We start from the raw sequence: 7,039 nt of genomic DNA, 5'->3' as shown, positions 1-7,039 counted from the left end.
ACGTACGAGGAGACCATCGCGAAGATCGATGCGGCGGAGGATGCGGCGCAGACTTCGGCCTGACATAGGACACTGTCGGTCGGATGAACCATGGGCCTCTCGGTCGCAGTTTGACGATCGAGAGGCTATTTTCGTCTTGCGCACGGGTCAGTTCGACGATCGAGAGGCGTCTTCCCGCGGCATCGACGCCTTGACATGTTGCAACACCAAGCAATATGGCCGGCAATAAGGTCCGCGTTGTCCTTATGGCCGCCTCTCAATCGTCAAACTGACCCCTGCAATCGTCCAGATCAGCCTCTCAATCGTCAAACTGACCTGGATGACGGCATTTCACAGCGAACTCAGGCGGCGCGGCGCGTGGCGACGGCGTCGGCGAGCGTGTGCAGCAGCTGCTCGGTGCGATCCCACGGCACACACGAATCGGTGACCGACTGGCCGTAGACGAGCTGGTCGAGCGGGGCAGGCTTCTGATGGCCGGCGACGAGGAAGCTTTCCATCATCACGCCGAGGATGCCCTGCTCGCCGGCGGCGATGCGCGAGGCGATGTTCTCGACGACCTCGGCCTCGACCTTCTCGTCCTTGCCGCAGTTGCCGTGCGCCGCGTCGATCACGAGACCGTACTCGCTTGGGCCGGACGCCTTCGACTTTTTGAGGTCGGCGAGCGCCTGCGCGACGGATTCGGCGTCGTAGTTCGGACCGGTGTTGGAGCCGCGCAGCACGAGATGGCAGTCGGGGTTGCCCTTGGTTTCGGCGGAGATGACGCGACCGTCCAGGTTGATGGACAGGAAGTGATGTTCGAACGCAGCCGCATAGCACGAGTCGGCGGCCGGCTTGATCGAGCCGTCGGTGGCGTTCTTGAAGCCGACCGGCATCGACAGGCCGGACGCGAGCTCGCGGTGCACCTGCGATTCGGTGTTGCGCGCGCCGATCGCGCCCCAGCTGATCAGGTCGCAGATGTACTGCGGGGTGATCGGGTCGAGCCATTCGGTGGCGGTGGGCAGGCCGAGGCTCAGCACGTCGGTGAGCACCTTGCGGGCGAGCCACATGCCCTTGCGGATGTCGAAACGGCCGTTGAGATCCGGGTCGTTGATCAGACCCTTCCAGCCGATCGTGGTGCGCGGCTTTTCGAAGTACACGCGCATGACGATCATCAGGCGGTCGCTGAGCTCGCGGTTGACCGCCGCGAGCTTGGTCGCGTACTCGTGCGCGGCCTTGGGATCGTGGATGGAGCACGGGCCGACGATGACGAGCAGACGGTCGTCACGGCCGTGCAGGATGTCGCGGATCTGCTGGCGCGACTGCAGGACGAGATCGCTCATCTCGTCGGTGAGCGGGAGCTCCTTGAGGAAATAGCGCGGGGCCGGGATCGGGTCGAGCTGGCGGATGTTCACGTCCACCGTTTCGGGGAACACGGCGTTCCTGCTCAGCTGCCGCTCGTCCTCGGAACTGTCCGGACCGCGAAGACCTGCCATCGTGATGCTCTCCTCTTGTTCTGCCTGATTCGTTCGAATGATACCGAACACAGGATAGTCGAGGGGCTCGGATTGTGGAAATTCCGGACTGGAATGTGGATATAGGGCGGTGAGTGACGGTTGAAGCTGCGAATAAATGACAAATCCCGCTGTTCCCGACACTCCGATATGGACATATCTTGGAGCGTCAGGGGCAACGGGATTGTGAGCCAAGCCTTGTTGGGCTTACGCGATTACGGACTCGCCTGTGGCGAGGCTGGTTGCTGCCTTCGGCGTTCCGGACGGCGTGTCAGCCGTCCGCCAGACCTACGAACAGTTCACCCGGACTGTTCGCTACACGGCCTGTCGCCTCAGGCGCTCTTGCCTGAGCGAGCCCGCAGGGCTCGATCAGGCAAGAGCGCCCATCGGGTCCCAAGCCGGGAGCATGGTGGCCGGCTCGTCGAGGGCGGCCTGGTACTCGGCCGGGAGCATCGCCTTCGGGACGGCGACCTCGTAGACGTACTCGGTGAACCAGTCGTCGCTCATGGTGAAGTAGCCCTTGTCGGCGATGTCCTTGCCCCACGAGTTCTCGACGCGCCAGCGGCGGGTGGTCTTGCCGTCCTCGGCCACGTCGACGCCGACGAACGCCATCGCGTGGTTCATCGCGGAATCGCAGTAGCGCACGCGGTCTTCCTTGTTCAGGTCGAAGTCGAAGTCGTACACCTTGCCGTACTCGAACAGGTCGGTCGCCCACGCGCCGTTGACGCGGTCCATGAACGGGCCGCAGTCGGCGCCGAACCACACCGGGATGCCCTGCTCGGTCAGGATCTGGCGCACGCAGTCCTTCATGAACTGGTTCGGCACGTTCAGGTACTCGGTCGGGTCTCCGCCCGCGACGTTGCCGAGGTGCTCGATGCCGATCTTCTTGCCCTTGGCGTGCTCCTGGCGCGGATCGTCCACGAGGCACACGTAGCTTTCGAGATCGGCGGAGCCGACGTACTTGTTCCAGAACTCGACCGGGGTGAGCTCGCCGTCGCGGTGGAACTCGCCGTCCTTGTCGGTCCACTCCCAGTCGAAGGAGACCGGCGGCTCGCCGAGGTGGATGGTGAGGATGCGGTGGCCGGCGGCGGTCGCCTCGGAGATGATCTCGGCGGTCTTCGCCTCGTCGCCGGCGGCGGCGAACAGGCGCGCGACGGCGGTGTGCAGCATGTGGCGCAGCTGCGTGTTCATCGGGCCGGTGTTCTTGGAGGACTCGGTCTCCGGGAACAGGTCCTTCGGCACGGCGCCGTACTTCTTGTACACGTTCATGGCCATCGTCCACTGGCCGCCGTCGCCCATCACGTCGTCGAGCAGGTGCTTGATGAGGCGGGAGTCGTTCGGCTCGCCCGCGGCCACAAGGGCGGCAACATCGTTGAGGAAGTAGTTGACGCGCTCGAGCTTGTCGTAGTACATCGCGTAGTTCTGCGAGAACTCGAACTCCTTGAGGCCCATGTTCTGCTTGGCGACGAAGCGCGCGACGTTCAGCGAGCTGAACAGCCAGCAGCGGCCGGAACGGTCCTGATGCGTGACCTCGCCGTTGTCCACGACGGTCGAGAAGCGGCGCTGCAGCAGGCGGGCGCGATCGTAGTTGCGCGCGACCTTGTCGATGCCGGCCGCGGTGACGGCGTTCATGGCGAGACGGTTGGTGCCGTCCGCGTCGAATTCCTCGCGCAGCGCGTTCAGCTTGTCGGCGCTCAGTGCGGTGATTTCGCTCATGCGATTCTCCTTGTGTGTTTGGGCCTTCTGGGCCACATAGTTCGGCACCCCTGTCGCCGGCCGCGTTCCTTCAGTGAAGGAGCACAGGCCGATGGCCGGGGTGCCGCGATGCAAACAAACACCCAGTCTACTCGAACCCGGACATGACGGATGCTTATTTGAAACCATTCAGTTCATGACCATGGCGGCCATAACGAACGGGGAGGATGTCCGTCAGGACCATCCTCCCCGTAGGATTCACCGACGTTCACCGGCGTTCATCGACGCCGGGACGGACGTCAGTGGCGCTGTCCGCCGGCCGGAGCCTGCTGCTGCGCGTTCTGCGCATCCGCGGCATCTCCGTCCGCCGCGGCGGCGTCCGCACCGCCCTCGGCCTCGCCACCCTCGGCCTTGTCGCCCTCGGCGGGCGGCTCGGGCATCGCGAATCCGGCGAACGCGTTGGAGAACATCGCGCGCAGCTCGGACACGCGCTGCGTGATCTGCGATTCGCGCTGCTGCAGCTCCTTGAGATGCGTCTCCATGCCTTCGATCTCGGACTTGGCGGCCTGACGGCGCTGCTCGATCTGCGCGGCGGCGTCCGCGTCGGCCTTCTTGAGGATGGCCGCGGCCTGCTTGTCCGCATCCTCGCGCTTGGCGGCGGCGTAGGCGTCGGCCTCCTCGCGCACGGTCTTGGCCTGGCCGACCAGTTCGTCGGCCTCCTGCTTGGCGGCCTGACGGCGATCGTCGAGATGCGCAAGCAGCTCGTCGACCTTCTTGGTCGCCTCGTCCTGCTGGGCGGCGATGTCGGCGCGGATCTGCTCGACCTCGGCGGTGACCTGGCTCATCGTCTTGGTGCGGTGCACCTCCGCCTCGTCGACGATGCCCTGCGCCTTGGAGCTGGCGGCGTCGGTGATCTCGCCGGCTTTGCGTCGCGCCTCGGACATCATCTTGGAGACCTGCTCGCGCACGTCGGCGAGCTTCTTGTTCGCCTCGGCGAGCGCGGCCTCGATCTGGTCGTTGGTCTCGCTCTTGAGACGGGTGATCTCCTCGTTGGCGGCCTTGCGCTGCTCGGTGATCTGCTGGGTGGCCTCGGCGCGCATGTCGGCGATCTCGCGCTCCTGCTTGGCTCGTTCGGAGGCGAGGCGCTTCTTCTGCTCCTCGCGGGCGTTGCTCAGCTCAAGTTCGGTGGACTGGCGCTGCTCGGAGACGACCTTGGCCGCCTCGGAACGCATCTGGGCGGCGTCCTCCTGGGCGGAAACGGACACGGTTTCGGCCTTGGTGTTCGCGTCCTGCAGCATGGACTTCGCCTTGGAGGTCGCGTCGCCGACGATGTGCTGCGCGTCGAGCTTCGCGTTGTTGATGAGCGTTTCGGCCTGCGCCTGCGCGGCGGCGCGCGTGGCGGCCGCGTCCTGCTTGGCGCGGTTGAGCAGCTCGGTGCTGGTCTGTTCGGCGGAGGCGAGCATCTGCTGCGCGTTCGCGCCGAGCGAGGCGAACGAGGCACCGCCCTTCGCCTTGCGGTTGCGCTCCTCCTGAAGCTGCGCCTGAAGCTGGAGGATGCGCTCGTCGTACTGCTTGACCTGATCGCGCAGCTGCAGCAGCGTGTCCTGCGCCGCCCCGAACGCCTCGTCCACCTTTTCCTTGTCGTACCCACGCAACGCGATTGGGAAACGATCCACCATAGCCTGTTCCTTTCGCCGTCTGTTCGACGCCCCTGAGTCCCTTGCGGGACAACCCACACCGAGCACTCTAGCGTATGAATCCTGAATACGCGCTGGGAGCGCGGTTTCCTCACAGAAGCCGCAATCTCGGGCGTGTCACGCGAACCGGTTCGCGCGGTTCGCAACGAGTCCGCATCCGTTCCGCGACGGCCCGTGACGACCCATGACGCGTCGCCGTCAGCCGATGAGGATGTCCGCCGACGACGGGCAGCGCAGATAGCGCACGGTCTCGCGCACCACGTCGCGCCCGGCCTGGATCTGCTGGTCGAGCGGCAGCCCGTGCTGCGTCTTGCGGTCGTCGACGACCTTCGGGAAACTGACGAACCCGCTGAGCACATGCTCCTGCGTGGCGGTCCAGTTGAGCAGGTTGTAGAACAGCGAGTTGCACACGAACGTGCCCGCGTCGGAACTGAGCGACGAGGGGATGCCGTCGCGGGTGAAGTCCTTGAGGATCGAACGCAGCGGCAGCCGCGTCCAGTATGCGGCCGGGCCGTCCGGGTCGATCGGACCGGAGCGAGGCGTCGCATTGTCCGCATCCGGCCGGGCCGAGTCCATGAGGTTCGTGGCGCAGCGTTCGAGCAGCACGCCGCGGGCCGCATGCTTGAGCCCGGTGGCGATGACGATGTCGGGATGCGACTCCTCGATGGCGGCGCGCAGCGTCGGCCATGCCTTGGCGAAGCTGACGGGGATGGCCACCGTGCGGATGTTCACGCGCACGTCGCCCAGCGGATCGTCGAACCGGTCGTCGGCGGCCGGGCCGAGCCCCTGCTCGGCGAGCGCGCGCGGCACTTCAAGGCACGGGTTGACGTCGATGCCGTCGTAATGGTCGAAGCCGGAAATCACCACGTTGATCTGCTGCATGGTCCCCAGTCTAAACCAGCGCCGGCTGCAGCGCGCGAACGTCGCGGCACGCACACGCGCTCCGGTACCGGACGCGGCCGGATGCGACGTCACGCGACGGCGTTCGGCCGGGGCCGTCCGGTCAGCGCCCCATGCGCGAGGCGGCCTCGGCGAAGATCGCGTGCATGCGGGCCTTGGCCTCCTCGCGCGTCATATGCGACATATTCGCGGGAGCGCCGGTCACCGGATCGACCGGCGCGCCTGGGTCGTTCCCGCCCGCCGCGACGCCGGCGTCCCGCACGCCCACGGCCGGTCCTGCCGTCGTCGTGACCGGCGGCATGCCCGGCCGTCCGAGACGCTCCGCGGCGATCCGCTCGGCGGTCGGGATGTCGGCCATCGTCGTGATCTTCAGGTTCGACTCGCTGCCGTCGACCACGGCGACCGCCGAATCGGGCAGATAGTCGACGACGACGCGCGTGTCGTCGGTCGGATGGAATCCGGGATCGGCCGACGCCAGATCGTACGCGCGCCGGATCGTGTCGAAACGGAACGCCTGCGGCGTCTGCGCGCGGAACGTATGCGGCCGGTCGGGCACCTGACGCACGACCTTGCGTCCGTCGCGGAATTCGGTCAGCAGCACGGTGTCGGTGCTCGCGTACGCGACGGTGGCCGCGTCGAGTTCGTCGAGCGCGTCGATGCAGCCGTCGATCGACGACTGTTCGACGAACGGACGCACCGCATCGTGGATGAGGATCTTCGCACGGGACGGCACCCCCGCCTCGGCAAGCGCGCCGAGCGCGGCGGCGGTGCTGTCGACGCGTTCGCGGCCGCCGTTGATGATCATGCGCACCTTCGGATAGCCGGCGCGTTCGATGAGCTCCTCGACCGTGGCGCGCACGGCCGGATTGACGACGACGATGATGTCGGAGACGCGTTCGTTGCGTTCGAACGCCTCGATGCTCCAGCACACGATCGGCTTGCCGCCGACGGAGACGAGCTGCTTGGGGTTGTTCGGGTCGAAACGCGTGCCGAAGCCCGCGGCGAGTACCACGGCCACGACGGGCACGGACTGCGGCTTCGGCGCGGCCGGTTCGGCGGCGGATGCGGCCGGCTCGGCCGCGCTTTCGGGTTCGGTTGCGTTTGCGGACATGGAATCCCCTGTTTCTCTCTCGGTCATGATGTCTTCCACCGTACGGCGGGCGGCATGGGGTGTGAGGCGGCTCACACCCATCTGCACGGAATATGCGCGGAAATGCCCGACCGGACACGCGGCCGGGCATGCAGCCGGGCGCGGCG

5 protein-coding genes are annotated in these 7,039 nt (G+C 66.5%); all 5 read right to left on the bottom strand.

The genetic code is table 11. The annotated features are described in order from the left end of the window. Window positions 1–341: 341 nt before the first annotated feature. The 5 genes from JS533_RS09165 to JS533_RS09145 all read right to left on the bottom strand — a co-directional run bounded on the left by JS533_RS09165 (window position 342) and on the right by JS533_RS09145 (window position 6,920). Window positions 342–1,472 (bottom strand): 3-deoxy-7-phosphoheptulonate synthase, encoded by a 1,131-nt coding sequence (locus tag JS533_RS09165; RefSeq protein ID WP_241514113.1) that lies wholly within the window; start codon window positions 1,470–1,472, stop codon window positions 342–344. Between the two features lie 387 nt (window positions 1,473–1,859). Continuing rightward, window positions 1,860–3,206, bottom strand: a complete 1,347-nt coding sequence (locus JS533_RS09160) for a C1 family peptidase (RefSeq protein ID WP_241514112.1) — start codon at window positions 3,204–3,206, stop codon at window positions 1,860–1,862. A gap of 278 nt (window positions 3,207–3,484) precedes the next feature. Next, window positions 3,485–4,864 carry a cell division protein gene (locus JS533_RS09155; RefSeq protein ID WP_241514111.1) on the bottom strand — a complete coding sequence of 460 codons (1,380 nt, stop codon included), beginning with the start codon at window positions 4,862–4,864 and terminating at the stop codon, window positions 3,485–3,487. Between the two features lie 216 nt (window positions 4,865–5,080). Beyond that, entirely contained in the window at window positions 5,081–5,764 is a 684-nt protein-coding gene (locus tag JS533_RS09150; protein WP_241514110.1) for a pyroglutamyl-peptidase I, read from the bottom strand. Window positions 5,765–5,885: 121 nt separating this feature from the next. Further along, complete coding sequence (locus JS533_RS09145; RefSeq protein WP_420838644.1) at window positions 5,886–6,920, bottom strand: IspD/TarI family cytidylyltransferase; 1,035 nt, start codon at window positions 6,918–6,920, stop codon at window positions 5,886–5,888. Between the last annotated feature and the right edge of the window lie 119 nt (window positions 6,921–7,039).

Source organism: Bifidobacterium amazonense, from assembly GCF_018555435.2.
GTDB lineage: Bacteria > Actinomycetota > Actinomycetes > Actinomycetales > Bifidobacteriaceae > Bifidobacterium > Bifidobacterium amazonense.
The sequence above is the reverse complement of the archived record's forward strand: the minus strand, read 5'-3'. Positions and strand labels throughout refer to the sequence as shown.

Excerpts from the sequence above, each read along its gene's own strand:
- JS533_RS09160 (WP_241514112.1), bottom strand. The coding sequence starts at position 3,206 with ATGAGCGAAATCACCGCACTGAGCGCCGACAAGCTGAACGCGCTGCGC.
- JS533_RS09155 (WP_241514111.1), bottom strand. The coding sequence starts at position 4,864 with ATGGTGGATCGTTTCCCAATCGCGTTGCGTGGGTACGACAAGGAAAAG.
- JS533_RS09150 (WP_241514110.1), bottom strand. The coding sequence starts at position 5,764 with ATGCAGCAGATCAACGTGGTGATTTCCGGCTTCGACCATTACGACGGC.
- JS533_RS09145 (WP_420838644.1), bottom strand. The coding sequence starts at position 6,920 with ATGACCGAGAGAGAAACAGGGGATTCCATGTCCGCAAACGCAACCGAA.
- JS533_RS09165 (WP_241514113.1), bottom strand. The coding sequence starts at position 1,472 with ATGGCAGGTCTTCGCGGTCCGGACAGTTCCGAGGACGAGCGGCAGCTG.